Origin of the sequence: Shinella sp. SUS2 (genome assembly GCF_001262505.1) — a bacterium.
GTDB lineage: Bacteria > Pseudomonadota > Alphaproteobacteria > Rhizobiales > Rhizobiaceae > Shinella.
Genome location: NZ_KQ410730.1, coordinates 91,846 through 112,003, shown reverse-complemented (window position 1 = coordinate 112,003; position 20,158 = coordinate 91,846). Strand labels below are relative to the sequence as shown.

Annotated in this window: 15 protein-coding genes; 6 read left to right on the top strand and 9 right to left on the bottom strand. The window is 66.9% G+C overall.

Annotated features, from left to right (window positions below; translation table 11 throughout):
* Positions 1-3 precede the first annotated feature (3 nt).
* The 9 genes from tssM to AKG11_RS14090 all read right to left on the bottom strand — a co-directional run bounded on the left by tssM (position 4) and on the right by AKG11_RS14090 (position 12,040).
* Complete coding sequence (gene tssM / locus AKG11_RS14130; RefSeq protein ID WP_157255823.1) at positions 4-3,519, bottom strand: type VI secretion system membrane subunit TssM; 3,516 nt, start codon at positions 3,517-3,519, stop codon at positions 4-6.
* Complete coding sequence (locus tag AKG11_RS14125; protein ID WP_050744301.1) at positions 3,516-5,303, bottom strand: type VI secretion protein IcmF/TssM N-terminal domain-containing protein; 1,788 nt, start codon at positions 5,301-5,303, stop codon at positions 3,516-3,518. The genes tssM and AKG11_RS14125 overlap by 4 nt, the downstream gene beginning before the upstream one ends.
* Positions 5,300-6,742, bottom strand: a complete 1,443-nt coding sequence (gene icmH / locus AKG11_RS14120) for a type IVB secretion system protein IcmH/DotU (protein WP_023517466.1) — start codon at positions 6,740-6,742, stop codon at positions 5,300-5,302. Before icmH ends, AKG11_RS14125 begins: the two co-directional genes overlap by 4 nt.
* A gap of 10 nt (positions 6,743-6,752) precedes the next feature.
* Complete coding sequence (tssK, locus tag AKG11_RS14115) at positions 6,753-8,084, bottom strand: type VI secretion system baseplate subunit TssK (RefSeq protein ID WP_024270065.1); 1,332 nt, start codon at positions 8,082-8,084, stop codon at positions 6,753-6,755.
* 74 nt (positions 8,085-8,158) lie between these two features.
* Complete coding sequence (gene tssJ, locus AKG11_RS14110; protein ID WP_023517087.1) at positions 8,159-8,719, bottom strand: type VI secretion system lipoprotein TssJ; 561 nt, start codon at positions 8,717-8,719, stop codon at positions 8,159-8,161.
* Positions 8,716-9,480 carry an FHA domain-containing protein gene (locus AKG11_RS14105; RefSeq protein ID WP_157255824.1) on the bottom strand — a complete coding sequence of 255 codons (765 nt, stop codon included), beginning with the start codon at positions 9,478-9,480 and terminating at the stop codon, positions 8,716-8,718. The genes tssJ and AKG11_RS14105 overlap by 4 nt, the downstream gene beginning before the upstream one ends.
* A gap of 73 nt (positions 9,481-9,553) precedes the next feature.
* Positions 9,554-10,633: a class I SAM-dependent methyltransferase gene (locus AKG11_RS14100; RefSeq protein WP_050744299.1), complete on the bottom strand. Its 1,080-nt coding sequence runs from the start codon at positions 10,631-10,633 to the stop codon at positions 9,554-9,556.
* 1 nt (position 10,634) lies between these two features.
* Complete coding sequence (locus AKG11_RS14095; RefSeq protein ID WP_023517450.1) at positions 10,635-11,015, bottom strand: PAAR domain-containing protein; 381 nt, start codon at positions 11,013-11,015, stop codon at positions 10,635-10,637.
* The gene (locus AKG11_RS14090; RefSeq protein ID WP_050744298.1) at positions 11,012-12,040 is read right to left on the bottom strand and encodes an ATP-binding protein; all 1,029 of its coding nucleotides are present in this window, start codon (positions 12,038-12,040) and stop codon (positions 11,012-11,014) included. Before AKG11_RS14090 ends, AKG11_RS14095 begins: the two co-directional genes overlap by 4 nt.
* A gap of 100 nt (positions 12,041-12,140) precedes the next feature.
* On the opposite strand from AKG11_RS14090, the gene AKG11_RS14085 reads away from it, so the two are divergent.
* The 6 genes from AKG11_RS14085 (at position 12,141) to tssA (ending at position 20,124) form a co-directional block, all read left to right on the top strand.
* On the top strand, positions 12,141-12,503 hold the full coding sequence (locus AKG11_RS14085; protein ID WP_245290162.1) for an STAS domain-containing protein: 363 nt from the start codon (positions 12,141-12,143) through the stop codon (positions 12,501-12,503).
* Between the two features lie 152 nt (positions 12,504-12,655).
* On the top strand, positions 12,656-15,361 hold the full coding sequence (gene tssH, locus AKG11_RS14080) for a type VI secretion system ATPase TssH (RefSeq protein ID WP_245290163.1): 2,706 nt from the start codon (positions 12,656-12,658) through the stop codon (positions 15,359-15,361).
* A gap of 74 nt (positions 15,362-15,435) precedes the next feature.
* On the top strand, positions 15,436-15,912 hold the full coding sequence (locus tag AKG11_RS14075) for an Hcp family type VI secretion system effector (RefSeq protein ID WP_023515568.1): 477 nt from the start codon (positions 15,436-15,438) through the stop codon (positions 15,910-15,912).
* A 149-nt stretch (positions 15,913-16,061) separates the two neighbouring features.
* Positions 16,062-18,098: a type VI secretion system Vgr family protein gene (locus tag AKG11_RS14070; protein WP_050744297.1), complete on the top strand. Its 2,037-nt coding sequence runs from the start codon at positions 16,062-16,064 to the stop codon at positions 18,096-18,098.
* A 62-nt stretch (positions 18,099-18,160) separates the two neighbouring features.
* Positions 18,161-18,775, top strand: coding sequence for a DUF6931 family protein (locus AKG11_RS14065; RefSeq protein WP_023515570.1), 615 nt, complete (start codon positions 18,161-18,163; stop codon positions 18,773-18,775).
* Between the two features lie 209 nt (positions 18,776-18,984).
* Positions 18,985-20,124 carry a type VI secretion system protein TssA gene (gene tssA / locus AKG11_RS14060; RefSeq protein ID WP_050744296.1) on the top strand — a complete coding sequence of 380 codons (1,140 nt, stop codon included), beginning with the start codon at positions 18,985-18,987 and terminating at the stop codon, positions 20,122-20,124.
* Positions 20,125-20,158 lie beyond the last annotated feature (34 nt).

Genomic DNA, 20,158 nt, shown 5'->3' with positions numbered 1-20,158 from the left:
GTCTCATAGCGTCGGGCACGCGAACGGGGAGAGGACGTCGCGCGCGAAGGGGTTGCGCGTGGCGGGGGCGGTGAGGCGCATCAGGACGGCGCGGCTGCCGAGGCGGAACTGGTAGGTGACGACGTCCGTCGGGTTCTTCTCGATCTTGCGGCCCTGGTCGAAAAGGCGGAAGAGCGCCCAGGCGCCCTGTTCCGTCAGGATGTTTCGCTGGCCGGCAACCTCGGGCGTCATGGACATGGATGCGCCCGCCACCAGGTTCTCCGGCGGCCAGAGATATTGCGTGCCTGCCGGCGGTCCGTGCGTGTAGCTCGCCACCTTGCCGCCGATATCGATGAGGAAGGCGCGGGCCGTCATGTCCAGCTTGCCGACTTCCACGGTGAAGTCGACATTTGGCTTCTCCTGCCCGGCAAAGAAGACGGTTGTGATATCGTCGGCCTTTTCGAAGGCGGCGAGGACCTCATCGGGGAAACCGAGGCCGAATTGCTGGCCGCTTTTCCAGCGCCAGGGCTTCGTCGTCCGGTCGATATAGGGCTTCAGATAGGTGTCGCGGAAACCGGCGATCGCGCCTTGCGGACCGAGCAGCCGGGAAAAGTCGTCGAGCGAGGCGTCGTTGATGCTCTCCCGGTCGAAGGGGTAGCGGCCGACAGTCGTGGCGGTGCACAGCGGCAGGATGGTCGAGGTCCAGATCTCCTTCAGCCGCTCACGCGAACTGCCGCCCGTCACCGCGCCCACCTGGGTGAGGATGCGGGCGAAGAAGGGCTGCAGGTTTGCCGGGAGCTTGCCGTTGCGGTCGGTGAGCTGGCTGAGGATCGTCTGCGGTTCGGCGCCGAGCTCCAGCACGTCGCCGCCGGCTGCCACGTGGTTCAGCTGGCGATAGAGCGGTTCGAGCGCGGCGAGCATGTCGTCGACTTGCGACTGCTGTCCCTCCGCCGCCGGCACGACCGCGAGACGGAAGGCCCTGAAATGATCGCTGACCGATTGCGGCACGTTGACGACGCGGCGCGGCGCCCGCACGGTCTTCGTCACCTGCGAAAGCCGCTCGGCCGCCAGTGCCTCGACGGCGCTTGCCGCCGTCGTCGACAGGTCCTGGAGATCCACCTCCGTGGCGATGGCGACGAAAAGCTCCTTGGCCGGCGAAGGGTTGCCGGCGACGATGGCCACCGCATCGGCAAGACGGCGTGCGTCGGTCTCGCCGGAAATGCCGAGGTCGGCGATCAGGCTGTCCCAGCGGCTCATGTAGGTGACACGGTAGAGATCGGCGAGGCCGTCACGGATGCGGCCGGTCTCGCGCTCGCGGTCGAGCGCGGTATCGGGCCGGCCCATCACCCAGAGATCGTCGGCAAGCGTGCTCGCGGCCTCTGCCGAAGCGCGCATCATCACGCCGAGGCCGTTCTTCGTGTAGATGCCCTCGATACCGTCGAAGAAGCTTGCCCCGCTCACCCGCGCCAGCGCCTCGGGACCGGAAAGCCCCATATGGTCGACCGGCCGCCACATGGCCATCGCCGCAACGTCGGGCAGCGTCAGCGCCTGGTCGTAGGCAAGCCGGGCGAGGCTGTAATTGGTGATGTCCGCCCTCGCCTTCTCGATCAGCGCGACATCGGCCGCCGGCGCCGGGATCGCAACGGACGCGAGTTCGGAGAAATGCTCGGCAATGCGCCGGTCCACCGCGTCGCTGCGGTCGTAGAGCATCCAGTTGGCGGCAAAGTCCGGGCCGAGCAGTGCTGCTGTCTCGCGGCCCGGCGGACGCTCGCCGGTCAGCATCAGGTAGAACTTCAGCTGGGTGAAGCGCAGTGCCGCGGGTGTGGCGGGGTTCTCGAGGCCCTGACGCAGATATTGCCAGACGAAGGGAAAGAACAGGTTGGCAAGCGCCTTGTCATAGGCCTTGCGCGCCTCGCCCTGCACAGGATCGGGGCTGTAGAGGCCGAAGGTCGCGCCGCGCGGTTCGGCCTCGCTGAGCGCGGCAAGCCGGTCGAGCACCGCCAGGACCGGCTCGAAGCGCATGGAGAGCGTGCCGCCCGGCACGGCCTCGGCGATCTCGCCGCGGGCCGCGGTGGTCTGGCCGGTGACGCCGGCGACATAGGCGCGCCCGTCGGAAAAGCCGAACCACCAGAAGGCGAGCGCGGCGAAGGCGGCAAGGCAGAGGACGGCGTTGATCGCCAGATCCTTGAACCGCGCCGCCGCGAGCGCCGGCCGCGTCAGCCCGCCAAGATCGGCCTCCGGCAAGATGGCCTTGCGGAAGAGCCCGTAGAGGAAGAAGGGCCGCACGCGCCGCATGCCCGGATCGGGTGCCAGCGACAGCGCCGCCGCGCTGCGCCCGAAGACCGGCGCGAGCGAGCCGGCCAGCGCATCGACATTGTCGCCGTCCTGCCGGCAGGAGACGAAGAAGACGCCGCGCATGTTCGTGGCGGTGCCGAAGCGGTGCTGGGTGGCAAGCTGCTGCACGAACGGCTGGATGCGCTCACGCAGCAGCGCGAACTGTGCGGGAAACTCGAAGGCCCGGTGGCGGCGCATCTCGTCGGGCTCTTCCTGCAGGCAGACGAACTGGCGCTGCATGATCCGCTCGACGAGGCCGGCAAACCCCTTGTCGAGGGCTTCTGCCGGTCCGCGCGCATCGCCGCCGAGATCCGGCGCGATCGGCAGGCCAAAGGCGGCCGCACGCTCTTCGGTCGTCAGGTCCTCGAAAAGCTCCTCGAAGCCGACGATCCGGTCGAGCTTCGTCACGACGATGTAGACCGGCGCGTTGGCGCGCAGGCGCTGCACCGCCTCGTCGAGCCGCTGGCGAATGGCCGTGGCATAGGCGACCGCCTCTTCCGGCAGCATGGCCAGCAGCTCGTCGACACTGATCGCAACGAGGATGCCGTTGACCGGCTGGCGCGACCGCAGGCTGCGGATGTGCTGCAGCGCCTTGAGCCAGAGCTGGCGTGCCTGCGGCTCCTCGCTGCCGGTGAGCCGGCCGGAAAACTCCACCAGCAGTGCCTGGTCGCTGATGTGGAAACGGGCGGAAGGGGTCTCCACCGTGCCGTCGCCCTCGAACGGCAGCGTCAGGCCGCTGGCGCGCACCAGCGACGTCTTGCCCGCGCCGTCGGCGCCGAGCACCATGTACCAGGGCAGTGCGTAGCGCGCGCTGACGAAGAGATCGCCATGGCCCCGCCTGAGCAGGCCCATCGCCCGGCCGGCCGCGTCGCGGAACGCGGATATCTCGGCTTCGGCCTCTGCCGTGGCCCTGTCGGATTTTGCGGTCGCTTCCTCTTCCTGCTTGCGCAGGGCCGCAAGCAGCGCGGCCTCTTCGCTGGACCGCTTGGTGCGCATCAGGAAACCGACGCCGCCCCAGACGAGCGCCAGCAGGAGGAGCATGGCAAGACGGGCGCTGGACGATCCCAGCGGGCGCATGTCGCCAAAAGCGATGAGCGGGCCGATGAACCAGACGACGAGTGCTAGAAACAGCACGACGAGCGTCAGGATGACGCCCGGGCGGCGCAGCACCCGCAAACGCTTCCTGAGTCGCGCACCCACGCTCACGTCAGGCTTTCCCGGTAGGCGATGCGTCGGCGTGCGGCCTCGACATAGGCGCGGTCGACGGCAAGGCCGCCGGCCTGGCGGATCGCCTCCAGCGCCTCGGCGACGAATTTTTCGGGATGACCGCCGGCAACCGCCGGGGCGCGGTTCTCGAGCCATGCGCGCAATGCCGGCGAGGCCGGATCGCCGGCCGTTTCAGCCAGGGCGATCAGCGCATTGAGTGCTGCCGTGTCGTTCCCGTCTTCGACGAGGTCGGCCTCGAGCCAGGCGGCGACCTGCGGCGCGAGCGCATTGACGTGCAGCGCCCGCTTCGCCTCTGCAAGGCCGTCCTTCAGCATGCCGCGCTTGTCGAGCCAGAAGGCGTAGCGCGGCACGGGCTTCTGCGCGGCCAGCACGAGGCTCACCGCATCGAGCCGCTCCAGCGCGGCAAGCGTGCGCGGCAGGTCCTCCCGGCGCGTGGGTCCGGTGAGCGGCGCGGCATCGCCGATCGCCTCCTGCACCTGGCGCCGCAGGCCGATCTCGTGGTCGAAGGTCGAGAACAGGGCGTAGCCGCCGGCCGCACAGACGAGGAGGGCAAGGGCGAGCGGCAGCCAGTAGAGGGCGGGCGCGGCCGCGCGCTGGCGCTCCTTCAGCACGAGGCCGGCTTCCGGGAGGATGGCCTTCTTCACGGCGCCGCTGATGAAATAGCCGTGGTTCAGTTCCTCGTCGCCGCCGAGATCGGGCGGCAGCATGCCGCTGCGGGGCATGGCGAAGCGGCGCGACAGTTCCGGCAGCAGGGCGTCGATGGACAGCATCTCCTGGCGCGCGCTGGTCATGAAGATGCCGCGCAGGAGAACGCCCCGCCAGGCGCCGTTGCCCATCGGCATCATCGCATCGACAACAGGCATGACGATGCGCTGGATCGCCGCGATCTGCGCGGAAAAACCGTGGATATGCACGCAGCGGATCGCATCGGCCTCCTTCGACAGGAGTTCGATATGGCGGCGGCGCATGGTCTCGACGATGTCGCCGAAGCCGGCGTCGATCTCCGCGTGCAGCGCCTCGACGGTTTTCGTCTCTTTTCTGTCATGCGCCAGGGCAAAGCCCCAGGGCTGTGCCCGGTCGGCCGGCTCGATGCGCTCGAAAATCTCCTGGAAGCCGGGCACGAGATCGGTGCGTGACAGGAGCACATAGGCCGGAAGCGTCTGGTCGAGCGTCTCGTCGGCCTGGCGGAACCAGGTGGCGATGGTTTCGGCGGTCATGCGCTGCTCGATCTGGTCGGCCAGGACAAGATCCGCCGGACTGACGACGAGGAGGATGCCGTTGACGGGCAGCTTCGGCCGCACGGCGCGCAGCAGGCGGAACAGTTCGCCGGCATCCTCGGAAACCTGCGCCTCGACGAACACGGCCTCCGGGCCGACCCACCAGTTGGCCGGGCCGATCGTCTTCGGCATGCCGAGACGCATCTCGGTGCTTTCGAGCAGGCAGGTCTTGCCGCTGCCCGCCGGGCCGACGACGAGGAAGAACGGCACCGAGTAGCGCCCGCGCGCACCCTTGAGGCCGCGATCGGCGAGGAAGGCGGAAACCTGCCGGCGCAGGTCGCGCAGCGCCGGCGTCTCGGGCGTGCCGCGCTTTAGGAAGAGGCGGGAGAAGACCACCGGCAGCAACGCCCAGACCACGACGGGCAGCAGCGGCAGCAGGAGCTTCAGGTCGGGATTGTCGACGGGCGGCTGCTTGGCCAGAAACCAGCCTGCGGCAAGCGCCGCCGCAAGTCCGAGAAACCAGGTGATGAGCAGCCATGGCCTCATGGCGTCTTTTCCGCCGGGATCTGGAATTCGACGCGCCGGTTGCGCGCGCGGTTCTCCCGCGTCGTGTTCGGCAGGATCGGGTCGTTGGCGCCGCGGCCCTCGAAGGTGACACGCGCAGCGTCATCGACATGGCGTTGCAGCATCTGCGCCGCCGAGCGCGCCCGGGCGAGCGAAACCGCCATGTTGTCGCCGAGCGGGCTTCCCGCGCCGACGGGCACGTTGTCGGTATGGCCGACGACGACGATGGCGCCGCTCTCGCCATCCAGCGCGTCGCCGATCTTGGTGATCAGCGGTTCCTCGGCCAGTGACAGGTCGGTGCCGCCGGAGGGGAAGGAGGCCTTCAGCATGCGGATCGCGACCTTGTCGCCGATGCTCGCCACCTCGATCCGGCCATCGGCGATCTCGGCGGCAAGCGCCTCCGACAGGCGCTCGATCTGCGTCTTGCGCACCGGCGGCACGGGATCCGGGATGGTCGGGATGCCGGCGCGCTCGACGAGAAGCGGAATGGCGGGAACGAGCGCGCTGATCTGCGTCGCGGTCTCCTCCATGCTGGAGCGCAGGCTGATGGACGAGAAGGCCCAGACGACGGCGAGCAGCGCCAGCAGCACGAGCGCCGCCGCCCAGGGCGCGGCCATGCTGCGCGGTGCGCGGTGCGGCGCGGCGGCACTTTGCCAGACCTGGGAGAGATTGCGCTCATAGGGGCCGCGTACCCGGCGGATGACGCGGTAGAGATCCTGCCTGAGCCGCGCGAACTGCCCCTGCCCGCCGTCCATGACGCGGTACTTGCCGCTGAAGCCGATGGACAGGCAGATCGCCATCAGCTCCAGCACGTCGATGTTCTGCTCGGGCTGCTGCAGGAGCTGCTGGAGCAGGTCGTAGAAGCGCTCGCCGCCCCAGGTCTCGTTGTAGAGGATGGAGACGAGGCTCTGGCTCGCCCAGCCGGTCGTCGCGCCCCAGCGGGTGTTGAGGATGATGTCGTCGATGACGGCGCACAGCGCATAGCGCGAGACGCGCACCAGCCGGTCGGGCGTGTCGCGCGCCATGGCGGCCGTCTCGAAATTGCGGATCTCCTCCAGCACGCGGCGGCGGAACTCGGCGATGTCGTCGGGCGCGGCGCTTTCGTTGAGCCGGCCGGCAAGCCAGAGCAGCGGTGAGGCGGCGCCGACCAGCGGGTTCACCGCGGCAAGGTCGAAGGCCTTTTCGATGGCGGGGTCGCCGCGATGGCGCGCGCGCTCGACCGGCAGGGCATCCAGCCCGAAATCGAGATCGTCCTTCTGGCCAGCGACGGGACGGGCGGCGAAGAAGCCGCCATCGCCGGAAAAACCGCCGCGCGGCAGGCTCTCCTGGCCGAAGCCGGACACCGGGCGTGCCTGAACGCCGCCCAGCGGCCTGCGGATCGTGTCGTCGGCGTTCGGGAAATCGGCAAATGGATCGTTCACGCCCGCCTCCTCAGTCCTTCACGGCCCAAAGGTCGAGCTCGAGCGCCGGGAAATCGCCGGCGACGTGGATGGCAAGCCCGGTGCCGGCCGCGATCTGCTTCCAGTTGGGGCTGGAGCGGTCGAGCTCGAAATAGGCTTTCCCCGTGTGGTAGGGGATCTGGCGCGGGGCGACCGGCAGGGCGCGCAGCATGACGCCCGGAAGCGCCGCATTGACGAGTTCGGTGATCTGCTCGGCTGCGCCGATCTTGATCTGGCCGACGAGGCGGCGCACCAGCGCATCGGCCGGCATGTCGGCCTTGGCGGCCAGGATGAAGGAATACTTGCCGTAGATCGAGCGGTCCGGCACATCCGCGACGCGGATGCCGTAGCGATGCTCGATGAGCGGGATGGTGATGGCGCTGCGCTCCAGAACGGCGTTGAGCGCCTGGCGCACCGCCGCCGCGACGGGCGCGAAGGAGAGCTGCAGGCGCTCGTGATCGTAGACCGGGAAGGGGCGCGGCCGGTGGCCGGCGGCGGTGAAGGTGGCAAGCTCGCCGGCGAGCCCGATCATCGCCACGAACAGCCGCTCGGGATGCACGAAGGCCGCCGAGGCCATATGGGTGAAGACGGGCTGCCAGCGGTTGATCGTCTGCAGCATCATCAGGTCGGTGATTTCGGCGGCCGTTCCCACATTGGTGCCGGCAAGGCGCGAGGCGATCGCCTCGCCGCGATGGTTGGTGAGGCCGACGATTTCCGTCAAAAGGCCGGAGAGGATCGGCGAGACGGAGCAGTCCATCGCCGGCGGCACGTAGCTTTCGTCGAGCACCACGGAATTGTCGCTGCGCACCTCGACGATGCGCGCGAGCCCGATGCCGACGAGGCCGCTGCGGTCGCTCGTCTCCAGCCCGTAGCGCAGGCGCAGCTTGCCGACATTGATCGGCGCGGCGGAGAGATCGGAGCTGTTGGCATCGGCCACATCGACCTCGGCGAGCGTGTAGCGCGTGGTCAGCTCGGCATCGGCGTCCGCCACCTCGCGTCCGCCCGGCTCCGTCAGCGGCAGGGTGAGGTAGATCACGGCGTTGCGGACGCTCTCGCCGAGCATAAGCGGCGGCAGGCGTACGCCGCCGTCGGGCAGGGAGAATGGCGTGCCGTCGGGAAACACGCCGGCCGCGCGCTCGACGGCGAACTGGCCGATCGACAGGAGTTCGCGGTTGAGGCGCAGCTCGGTCAAGCCCCAGCCATAGGGAACGAGCGCTTTGGTCCGGGCTCTCAGCTGGCGCTCGACATGGCGCGCTTCCTGCTGGAAGTGCTGGGCACGGATAAACATCCCCTCCGACCAGATCACCTTGTCATCGAACGACATCCACACCCTTCCTTACGCCGGCGGCGCGGGCTCTGCCCGCGTCGCACCGGCCTTGCCGCTACGCCACGACTTGCTCAGTCCTGCGGCCCCAGTTCGATGGACAACGTCTTCAGCTCCGCCTTGAGCTTGAACTTCTTGTCCCCCTGGAGCCCGACCATGGCCCGCCACTTGGCCTCCTCGAAATTGCGAAACCCGACCACCACGGCAATAATCGTGGTTCCCTCGATCAGGTTCGCCTTGACCCGCTGCACCTCACCGGGTGCGAAATAAAGTTCCGTCTTGCCCAGCATGGTGGGCCCCAGCGTTTCGGCATCCGCTTCCCAGAGCTGGCGGAAGCTGGCATTGGCGAATGCCGTCTCGCCGTTCAGCTGGTAGAGCCGCATCACCACCGGTTGCGGCAGCCCGTCCGGCCCCGGATTGACGAGGGGTGAGGCGACCGCGATGACGTCGAGGCTGGCATCGACCGGCGCCGGCTTGATCTCGATCTCCGTCGGCGGCGGCTTCTTCGCGCCGAAGGCACCACAGCCGGCGAGGGAAAAGGCCACCAGACCCAGGCACAGGAAGGCGAAAGGGCGCGCGAGCACCGCGCGCAACCCGGCCAGCCACCACCGCACCGGATAGAGTCCAGTCGTCAACCTGCCTTCTCCTTGCGAAGAAGATCCCGCAACCGCCCCTCAAACCTACGCTTTTCGTCCACAGACAAGACCGACATCGCCGCTTCAACAGCCCTCGCGAACGCCGCCGCATCCAGCCCTACGGCTGCCGCAACGAGATTCGCTTCCGCATCGGACGAGGCTACCGTCTCGCCCGCCGCATTGGTATTTGCATTCGAGGCATTGCCCATGCCCCCGGAGATATCCACAGGATTTGGCTCGCCATGCCGGCTTGCCGCATCGGGAATCCACCAATCCTGTAGGACCGCAACCTTGTCTCTAGCATTCTCCGGCGTCGCATCCGGCAAGATGGCGGACTCCACGGCCTGCTCGGCAAGGTCGTCGAAACCGAAGGGGCCTTCGGCGAAGGGATCGTCGGCGCCGGCGGAGGGAACGGCCTGGCCGGCATTGGCCGCGACGAGCGGCGCTTCCGTCTCGATCGCAATCGCGATGACGGCATCGCCGAGCGTCAGCACATCCCTGTCGACCAGCATGCGGGAGGCTTCGCGCCCCAGCGGCACGCCGTTGACCAGGACGCCGTTGGTGGACATGTCGGTGAGAAGAAAGCCGCCGGCCTGCCGTTCGATGCGGCAATGACGCTTGGAAACGATGCGTTCGGGATCGGCAAGCACCCAGTCGGCCTCGGCCGAGCGCCCGATGACGACGGCACCCGTCTCGACGGTCTTCTCCCGCAGACCGGCCATCAGCCGCTCCGGCCCCTTGAGTACGAGTCGCAATCGCATTGTCCATCCCCGCTGACGATCCGAATCTTCCGTCTGACCGAAAGAATCACGGAATCGCTGGCACGCGGGGATGTTACCCCACCGTCTTGCGCGCGACCACCAGATAAGCGGAATAATACATGCAGGAGCGATCGTGCAACCGGACGTGCCAAGGCACTTCGGCAGGGGCCCTGGTGCGTCGGAGCGTACCGGCGGCAAGCGGCCCGTCGGACAGGAGGAGGTCCAGAATGGCCTCCGGGCTGCCGGCATGGCCGGAGCGCTGCGAGTGGCCGCCCAGCCAGGCTTCCACCGGCGTCACCTGACCCGCCCAGTCGAAGGGCACGGACAGCACCGCGCTGCCGTGGTCGGCAAGCACGCGGCTGATTTCGATGAGCCCCGCCCGCGGATCGCGCATACAATCGACGACGTTCATGCCGATGGCAAGCGCGAAGGTGCCGGCGGAAAACGGCAGCGCGAGCGCATCGCAGAGCCACACGTCACCGCGCCCTTCGGCCCGGTGGCGGAGGGCGTAGGACCGCCGGTCATACACGAGGCCGACGCGGCGCAGGCCGTAGTCGATGCGGCCGCCGACCACCGCCTGTCGGCCGCAGCGCGCCAGCGGCACGGAGAGGTCGATGCCGAGCACGTCGCGGCCGAGCCGCTCCGCCGCGTCCGTCACGGTGCGGCCGGCCGCGCAGCCGATGTCGAGCACGGGGCCCTCCGGCAGGTCCCCGTCCAGCATGTCGAGGGCCTGGGCGAGGTTGCGCGACACCGCGCCGGGCACGCCGCCGCCCGGCACCGGGGTGAAGGCGGCGGGATCGTGATCTCCCCAATGGTCCCAGGCGTAGGAGGAGACGTGCTGGCGGATCGATTCGAGACCGCTGCCAGGCCCCGCGGCGTCGCCCAGCAGGCTTTCGACGGCGGGCGTCAGGTCGGTGCGGGCCATGAGGTAGAAGAGGTTGTCCTGCACGAAGCGGCGTACCTCCGGCACGATGACCGGCATGCCGTCGAGGATGGGGAATTCCGAGCCGCACAGCGCGCAGGAGAGGATGCCGCTCTGAACGTCCTCCCCGGTCTCGGCCTCGATCGTGGTGAGCTTCAGCCGGCCTTCCAGCCCGTTCAGCCGGCAAACCGGACAGACCGGCCGCAACGTCTCGAAATGGGTAATCCGCACGTCAGCCGCCGATCATCACGGTCGGGCAACCGGGCGGCAGGATCTTTCCGACGGGACTGGGGATCGGCGCGACGCAGACGGCGTGCAGCGTCAGGTCGTTGACCCTTGCGGCCGGCAGGCCGCCGATCAGAACGGTGGAGGAGCCCTTGGAGATCATGCCCGGTCCACCGGGCACGCAGCTGGGCAGCGAGCAGAGGATCGTCATGTCCGTCATCCTTGCGGCGGGCATGTTGCCGATCATCACGGTCGGCAGGCCGCCGATGATGGCAAGCGGCAGGGCGGGATGGGGCACCGGCGTCGGTACAAGCGCGGCCGGGTGGATCGGCGCATGGCAATGCGGCGCATCCTGCTTGACCATGTCTCCCATGCGTGCCGCGTTCACGATGCCTTCTCCGCCTCTGCGACGAGGTGTTTTTCCAGTTTCAACACGTTCCAGCCATTACGGCGGCTGTAGGAAACCCTGTCAAGCAGCGTGCGCACGAAATGCATGCCGAGGCCGCCGATCTGTCGGCTTTCCAGGTCCGCCTCCAGGTCGGGCTCGGGAATGCCGAGCGGATCGAAAGGGCGCCCGTCGTCCTGCACCTCGATCGTCAGCAGGTTCGACGCGATCGACAGGGCGAGGACGATTTCGTGGGCTCCGCCGTCCTCGAAGCCGTAGTTCACGACGTTGGTAAGGATCTCGTCGAGTGCCACGTCGATGCCGGTGACATCGGCCTCGCCGGCGCCGTGCGTCTCCAGGAAGCGCCGCACCTTCTCCGCCGCGACCTGGATGTCGCCATGGGTGTTGCCGAGGGAGAAGGCCGCTTCCTGCGCAAGGCGGCCGCGTGCCTTGACGAGCAGCGCACAGGCCGCGCCGGAGCGGCCTCGGCCGATCCGCTCGTGCACCAGCGCGGCGATGCCGTCCAGCGGTGTGGCGACCGCGGCCGGAGGAGCGGCGACGTCGCCGGCCGTCAGCCACGCGATGTCGCCAGCCTGCAGAACCGCCGTACCGGCCCGCTCAGACCGGGCGAGAACCGCCGATGCCTTGCCGCAGGCCGCCCCCGATGCCGTGCCGGTGACGACGTCGAGGACGAGGAGGCCGATATCGAGGCCGGCCGTGTCGATCCGCTCCGCCAGGGCCGTCAGGGCCTCCTGCGCACTCGTCGTGGTGGCGACAAGGGCGCGCAAAAGCTGCCGGATGCCTGCCGCGCGCAGCGCCGCGGCGATGTCGCCACCCGCTACCCGCACGGCGCTGGCGGCGAGCAGCGACGGCGCCGGCCAATGATGGTCGTAAAAGGAGACGGCATCGCCCGCATCGCCCGCACCGCCTTCCAGCTCGGCCTCGCGGCGCACCGGAAACCGTTGCGGCAAGAGGGACGCGCGCAGATGCGCGATCAGCGCGGCATCGGAGACAGGGCCTTCCCGCATCACGCCGGCACACCGAAAAGTGTCAAAAAACGTTCTGGCAAGTCGCGCAACTTTCTGAAATCATCGCCCGCATCCGACGCCGTCCCGGCGAAGCGCCAGAGTGATCAACAGGAAGCCCGAGGTCAATATCATCATGAACATCGCCGAGGCCCGGCAGGGAGGCAAGCTCGTCGTTTCTCCCAGCGGCAGGATCGACAGCCAGACCTCTCCCGTCTTCGACAGGCATCTTTCCGCGGTCATCGACCGGGGCGACGTCAACCTCGTCATCGACCTGACAAATCTCGACTATATCAGCAGCACCGGGCTTTCCGCCTTCCTCTCCGCGGCCAAGAAGATCCGCGCGGCAGGCGGCGGCATGGCGCTGGCCGGCCTCAACAGCCGCATCCGCCTGGTCTTCGAAATGAGTGGTTTCTTAAGGTTGTTTCCAATCTACCCGAATGTGGACGCCGCACTCTCCGGGTGAGAAACAAACGACGGTAGACTTTTACGCGTACTAGGTTTTAGAGTTGGTAATCGTTTTGCCTTACGAGAATTGATTCTAATCATCCTTTTACGCTGAAGCACGGTTATACCGGGTTTTGGCGTGGCAAAAGCTGGGGGGCTGCTTTGCTGAACGTGGATCTGCAATCGCTGGTAGGGCGACTGAATGCACATTGCCGCTCGTCGCTCGAAGGTGCTGTCGGGCTGACGCTGTCCAGAACCCACTACAATGTCGAGATCGAGCACTGGCTGACGAAGCTGGTGGAGGCGACGGACAACGACGTCGCGGCCATCCTGCGCCATTTCGAGATCGACACGGGCCGGCTCGCGGCCGATCTCACCAAGGTGCTCGACCGGCTGAAGACCGGCAACAGCCGCTCGCCGGCCCTCACCCCCAATGTGGTCAAATGGGTGCGCGAGGCTTGGATCTACGGCTCCTTGCAATATGGCGACAGCTCCATCCGCAGCGGCTATCTCATCGTCAGCCTGCTCGGCGACGACGCCCTCTCCGCACTGGCGCGCGATGCCTCTCCGCTCTTTGCGCGGATCAATGCGGAAACGCTGAAGACCAGTCTTCTGAAGATCGTCTCGGGCAGCAGCGAGGCCGGCCAGTCGGCCGCCGCCAGCGGCAAGACGGCAGCCTCCGGCGAGGCCTCCGCCTCGTCCCCGGCCGGCCCGGCCGGCGGTTCGGCGCTCGACCAGTACACGATCAACCTCACCGCGCGGGCGCGCGAAGGCAAGATCGATCCCGTGCTCGGCCGCGATTCCGAGACGCGCCAGATCGTCGACATCCTCACCCGCCGCCGCCAGAACAACCCGATCCTGACCGGTGAGGCCGGCGTCGGCAAGACGGCGGTCGTGGAAGGTTTTGCGCTGAAGATCGCCGCCGGCGAGGTGCCGTCTGCCCTCAAGGATGTCGAACTCCTGTCGCTCGATCTCGGCCTGTTGCAGGCGGGGGCGGGTATGAAGGGCGAGTTCGAGAACCGGCTGAAGAAGGTGATCGAGGAGGTCAAGGCTTCTGCCAAGCCGATCATCATGTTCATCGACGAGGCCCATACGCTGATCGGCGCCGGTGGCGCTGCCGGCCAGAACGATGCGGCAAACCTCCTGAAGCCGGCACTCGCCCGCGGCGAGATGCGCACCATCGCCGCCACGACCTGGGCGGAGTACAAGAAGTATTTCGAGCGTGATCCCGCGCTGACCCGCCGCTTCCAGGTGGTCAAGGTGGAGGAGCCGGATGACGTTGCGGCCATCGCCATGATGCGCGGCCTCATTCCGACGCTGGAACGCCATCACGGCGTGCGCGTCCTTGCCGAGGCCGTGGAGGATGCCGTCCGGCTGTCGCGCCGCTACATTCCGAGCCGCCAGCTGCCCGACAAGGCGGTGAGCCTGCTCGACACGGCCTGTGGCCGCGTCGCCATCGCCAGCAATGCCGTGCCCGCCGCCGTCGAGGACCGCCGCCGCCGGCTGGACATGATCGACGTCGATCTCGGCGTACTGGCGCGTGAAACGAAGATCGGCGCGGACCATGCCGGGCGCATCGCGGACCTCGAAGAGGAGCGCGTGCGCGTTGCCGAGGAACTGGAAAAGCTGGAAGACCAGTGGAAGCGTGAGCAGGACCTCGTCTCGCGCATCCGCGCGCTGCACGACGCGCTGACGGCGCCGGACGAAGCAGAGCCGGGCGAGAAGACCCCCGAGGAGATGAAGGCGGAGCTTTCCGTCCTCACCGGGGAGCTGGAAGCGCTGCAGGGCGAGACGCCGCTGATGCGGGTGACGGTCGATAGCCAGGCGATCGCCGAAGTTGTCGGCAACTGGACCGGCATTCCGGTCGGGCGTATGGTCTCCAACGAGATCAAGACGATCCTCGGCCTCAACGACAAGCTGCGCGAGCGCGTCATCGGCCAGTCCCATGCGCTGGAGGCGATTGCCGAAACCATCCGCACGTCGCGCGCAAAGCTGCTCGATCCGAGAAAGCCGATCGGCGTGTTCCTGATGGTCGGCACCTCGGGCGTCGGCAAGACCGAGACGGCGCTGGCGCTTGCCGACCTGCTCTATGGCGGCGAGCAGAACCTCACCGTCATCAACATGTCGGAATTCAAGGAAGAGCATAAGGTTTCCATGCTCGTCGGCTCGCCTCCCGGTTATGTCGGCTACGGCGAAGGCGGCGTGCTGACGGAGGCCGTGCGCCGGCGGCCCTATTCGGTCATCCTCTTCGATGAGATGGAAAAGGCCCATCCCGGCGTGCAGGACGTCTTCTACCAGGTGTTCGACAAGGGCATGCTGCGCGACGGCGAAGGCCGCGACATCGACTTCAAGAACACGGTCATCATCATGACCTCGAACGCCGGCACCGACCTCATCCACAAGCTCTATGCGGACCCCGCCAAGCGGCCGGACCTGACCGAGCTGACGGAGGCGATCCGCCCGGAATTGCTGAAGAGCTTCAAGCCGGCCTTCCTCGGCCGCTGCTCCGTGGTTCCCTATTTTCCGCTCGCCGACGACGTCATCCGCCAGATCGTCACCCTGCAGCTCGGCCGTATCCGCAAGCGTTTCGCGGAAAACTACAACGCGGTCCTGAGCTGGGACGACACGCTCGTCGAGGAAATCGCCAGCCGCTGCACGGAAGTGGAAAGCGGCGCCCGAAACATCGAGTACATTCTTTCGCGTGGGCTCCTGCCGAGGCTGTCGTCCCATGTTCTCGCCGTCATGGCGGAGGGCGGACAGATCGGCGGACTGAAGGCCGTGCTCGATGAAAACGGCCAGTTCGAATTCCACGCGCAACCTTCGGGCGATACGGTCGCGCAGCCGGAACAGCCGACGGAATTCGTGGCAGCGCAATGAAGCCAATGCGGGGCGGGCCGTGATCGTCCCGATCCATCGACGACATCTCCATCAGGATACCAAGGGAGCAAACTATGGCAATCTACCTTAAATACGAAGGCATCGAAGGGGAAGCGACGCACGACACCCACAAGAAGTGGATCGACGTGTCGTCCCTGCAGTTCGGCGTCGGCCGCGGCATTTCCACGCCGGCGGGCGCAAGCACGAACCGCGAAGCCAGCGAGCCGAGCATCAGTGAAGTCGTCGTCACCAAGACGCTCGACGGCGCCTCGCCGAAGCTGTTCACCGAATCGGTGACGGGCACCACCGGCAAGAAGGTGGAAATCCACCTGGTCAGCACGGGCAACCCGGGCAACACCTATGTCGAATACACGCTGACCAACGCGCTCATCTCGGGCTACAGCGTCTCCTCGGGCGGTGACCGTCCGACGGAATCGCTCTCGATCAACTTCACCAAGATCGAATTCAAGTTCGTGCCCTACGACGACAAGAACAAGGGCGGCACTCCGGTCACGGTCAACTACGACCTGTCCACGACCAAGAGCGGCTGACGCCAGCCACAGGCCTTCGCGGCGCGGCTTACCGCAAGGGGCGGGGTCGCGCCGCGAGCTTCGACGGAGCGTCCGGCCCTGCCGCCTCCGACCCATGACACAAGACGGCGATGCGTGCCTCGCGCGCATCTTTCGGGCAGCAAGACCCCATGGCGACGACCCTAGTTCAAGAGGACCGCTGGATCACCCTGGAGACACCTCTCGGGAAAGACGTCTTCGTCGCCACGGAAGCGCGCGGCACGGAAGGCATCTCCAGCCTCTTCGAATTCACCGTCAGCGCCCTTTCCACGCGCGCCTCGATCGATCCGAAGGATCTGCTCGGCAAGAGCGTGACCCTCTCCATGGCGCGTCCCGGCGGCAAGCGCCGCTATGTCAACGGCATCGTCACCGCCTTCTCGGCCGGTGCCTTCACGCGCAACGAATACCGGCTCTATACGCTTGTCGTCTCGCCCAGCCTGTGGCTGCTCAAGCGCACCTCCGATCACAAGGTCTTCCAGGAGAAGACCGCAGTCGCCATCATCGAGCAGTTGCTCGGCGACAGCGACGTGCCCTTCGAGAAGAAGCTGAGCGCCAGCTACGAGACCTGTGAATACCGGGTCCAGTTCGGCGAGACGGACTTCGACTTCTTCCAGCGCCTCCTTTCCGAGGAGGGCATCTTCTATTTCTTCAAGCACAAGGACGGCGAGCACAAGCTGGTGCTGGCAGACAACGCGTCCGCCTATGCCGATTGCCTGCAGGACACCGTCGAATACCGCCAGGCGCAGGAAGAGGCGGTCGACAGCATCCACACCTTCGACACGGGCGCGAGCCTCACGGACGCCGAATGGCATATCGAGGACTACGACTTCGAGAAGCCCGCCGACAACATCGAGGGCGAACGCAAGACGAACCAGCAGCCCGCCTCGAGCAAGAAATGGGAGCATTTTCGCTTCCCCGGCACGTCTGTGAAAGCCGACACGTTGAAGCGGTATGCCGCCGCCGCCATCGACGCGGCCGAGGCTGGTTTCGAGACGGCGAGCGGTGGCGGCACTTGCGCCAGCTTCACGAGCGGCCATGCCTTCACGCTGAAGGGGCATCCCGTCTCTGCGGAAAACCGCCGCCTCGTCTTGACGGAAGTGCATCACGAGGCCCTTGATCGCGCGCATTTCACCATGCGGCCCGGCACCGAGGTCAAACCCTACTACCGCAACCGTTTCTCCTCCATGCCGGCGACGCGCATCGCGCGCAATCCGCTGCCGACGCCGAAGCCCGTGGTTCAGGGGCCGCAGACCGCCCTTGTCGTCGGCCCGTCCGGCGATGAGATCCACACCGACAAATACGGCCGCATCCGCGTGCAGTTCCATTGGGACCGCTACGGCAAGAAGAACGAGAAGAGCTCCTGCTTCGTGCGCGTGGCGCAGTCGCTCGCCGGCAGCAACTGGGGCTCCGTCTTCGTGCCGCGCATCGGCATGGAGGTGGTGGTGCAGTTTCTCGACGGCGATCCGGACCGGCCGCTGGTGACGGGCGCTGTCTACAATGCCGACAACATGCCGCCCTGGGCGCTGCCCGCCAACATGACGAAGAGCGGGCTTCTGACCCGCAGCAGCAAGTCCGGCCAGACGGCGAATGCCAACGAGCTCTCCTTCGAGGACAAGAAGGGCGAAGAAAAGATCACCTTCCATGCGGAGAAGGATTTCCTGCGGGAAGTCGAGAACGACGACACGCTGGATGTCGGGCACGACCAGAAGCGCACGATCAAGAACGACCGCACCACCGAGATCACCGAGGGCAACGAGACCCTGACGATCAAGAAGGGCAACCGGACGGAAAAGATCGAGACGGGCAACGAGATACTCGACATCGACAAGGGCAACCGCACCGTCACGCTGTCCACCGGCAATGACGACCTGACCCTCAAGAAGGGTGGCCGTACCGTGGCGCTCACCATGGGCGATGACAGCCTGACGCTGTCTAAGGGCAACCAGACGACGAAGGCCAGTGCCGGCAAGATCACGCTCGAGGCGATGCAGGGCATCACGCTGAAATGCGGCGCCAGCACGGTGGAGATCACGCAGGCCGGCATCACCATCAAGGGCGTCACCCTTTCCATCGAGGGTTCCGCCAAGACGGATGTCAAGGGACCGGTCGTCAACGTCGCGGGCGATGGCATGGCCATCCTCAAGGGCGGCATCGTGAAGATCAACTAGGCCGGCTCCGGCGGGGAGCAGGCGCTCCGCCATCCGGAACCGGCAAGAACGAAGGGCAGACGGTGAAGATCCAGACGGAAGCGTTCCGCAAGGTGACGGCCCAGACGGCGCAGGAGATCTGCAGCCGGGCGGACCTGTCTGCCGAGGCTCGCCCCTTCCTTTTGCCCGACCTGTCACCGCAAGGCTTCCTCGCGCTGCTCGTCGAGGCGGAAAACATTGGGGACGCCGTGCGGTTCGTCGCCTTTGCATTGCCCATCCGCGAGGCGATCTGGTGGGCGCATGTAGTGGCCAGAACCAACATTCCGGTGCCGACCGAGCTGGAAATGCTGTGCCTCGACCGCACGGCGGCCTGGGTCTACGAGCCGAGCGACGCCCGTCGCCGCTCTTGCATGGAATGCGCCGAATCGGCGAAGTTCACGGGAGCGGCGGCCTATGCCGCGCTCTCGGTGTTCTGGTCCGGCGGCAGCCTTGCGCCGGAGGGCATGCCGGATGCGGAGGCCGATCCGCGCCTGGGGCCGATCGGCGCGGGGGCGTCCATCCTCTTGTCGATCACCAATGGCGATGCGGCGACGCTCGTCGATCGCTTCGAGACGGCGATCGTCCGGGCGGTCAGCATTGCCAATGGCGGCAACGGCTGGTTGCCGGGCGAGCGGCCGGTAGGAACGAATGGATCGTGAGCCAGGCTTCACAAAAACGTGTGACGTTTGTGGAACAACAGGCTCGGGGCGAAGCTCCAGAATCGGGAGATTCGCTTCAAGATCAATTAAGTATTTGGGGCTAAGCATTCTCTGCCAGCCCCGCGTGTAGCGGTATCCAATTGAAGTGCGGCGGAAGCGGCATGCGCCGGCTATTCCGCAATCAGCCCGCGAGGGGAGGATCTAGACCCATGGCTCTGCCGCAGGTTATCGATGTCGATGCTCTGCTCCAGCCGATCTCGGAAGAGGCGCCTGCCGGGACCGATCCGCGTTCCGACAGCTCCCCCACCTCGCTCTACTATCGCACCAAGGACGCCCGTAACGCCGCCCGCTCGGCCGAGCGGGCCGCTGTCGAACTCGGCGGCGCACCGCCCGAGGAATGGGATACGGTCGCCGAAACGGCGGCGGAGATCCTCGGCACCCATGGCAAGGATCTCGAAATCGCCGCATGGCTGATCGAAGCCCTGTTGCGGCAGGACGGTTTCATGGGCCTGCGCGATGGCCTGAAGGTGATGACCGGCCTCGTCGCGGGTTTCTGGGAGACGTGTTTTCCCGAGCTTGACGAAGACGGCGTGGAAGGAAAAGTATCCGCCGTCGCCGGCCTCAACGGCTCCGGCGCGGTCGGCACGCTCATCCAGCCGATCCGCCTCGTGTCCATCACCCGCGGTTCGCAGGGCAGCTATTCGCTGTGGAACTACGAGCAGGCGACGGACCTTGCCAAGGTCACCGATTCCAACCGCCGGCAGGAGCGGATCGACAACGGCGCGGTGACCATGGAGCAATTCATGGAGAGCGTGGCCGATACGCCCGCCTCCTTCTTCGCCGAAACCCAGACCGGGATCGCGGAGGCGCTTGCCGCCCTTGCCGAGATGTCGGCGGCCTTCGACGCGGTGGCCGGCGTCGATGCCCCGCCCGTTTCGGCGCTGCGCGAGCTTCTGGAGGAGATCTCCCGCTCGATCGCCCATTTCGCCGCTGACAAGCTGGCAGTTGCAAACTACTCTTCCGGCAGCGAGGACATCGCCGCCGACGGTCCGGCAGACGAGGGCGAGGCCGGCGTGCGCGCGGCGGGGGAAACCACCGTCGTCGTGCGGAAGATCGAAGGCTATCAGTCTCGTGAGGAGGCGCTGGCGGAACTGTCCCGCATCGCCGCCTATTTCCGCAAGACGGAGCCCCATTCGCCCATGTCGTACACGCTCGATGACGCCGTCAGGCGTGCGCGCATGAGCCTGCCCGAACTGCTGCTGGAGCTGGTCGAGGACCCGTCCCATCTGCAGCGCATCTTGCTGGCGGCGGGCATCAAGCCGCCGGAGCCGGCCGAACAGGGTTATTGATAACGAGTCGCAGAAAATCCACCGCTTGAAGAGG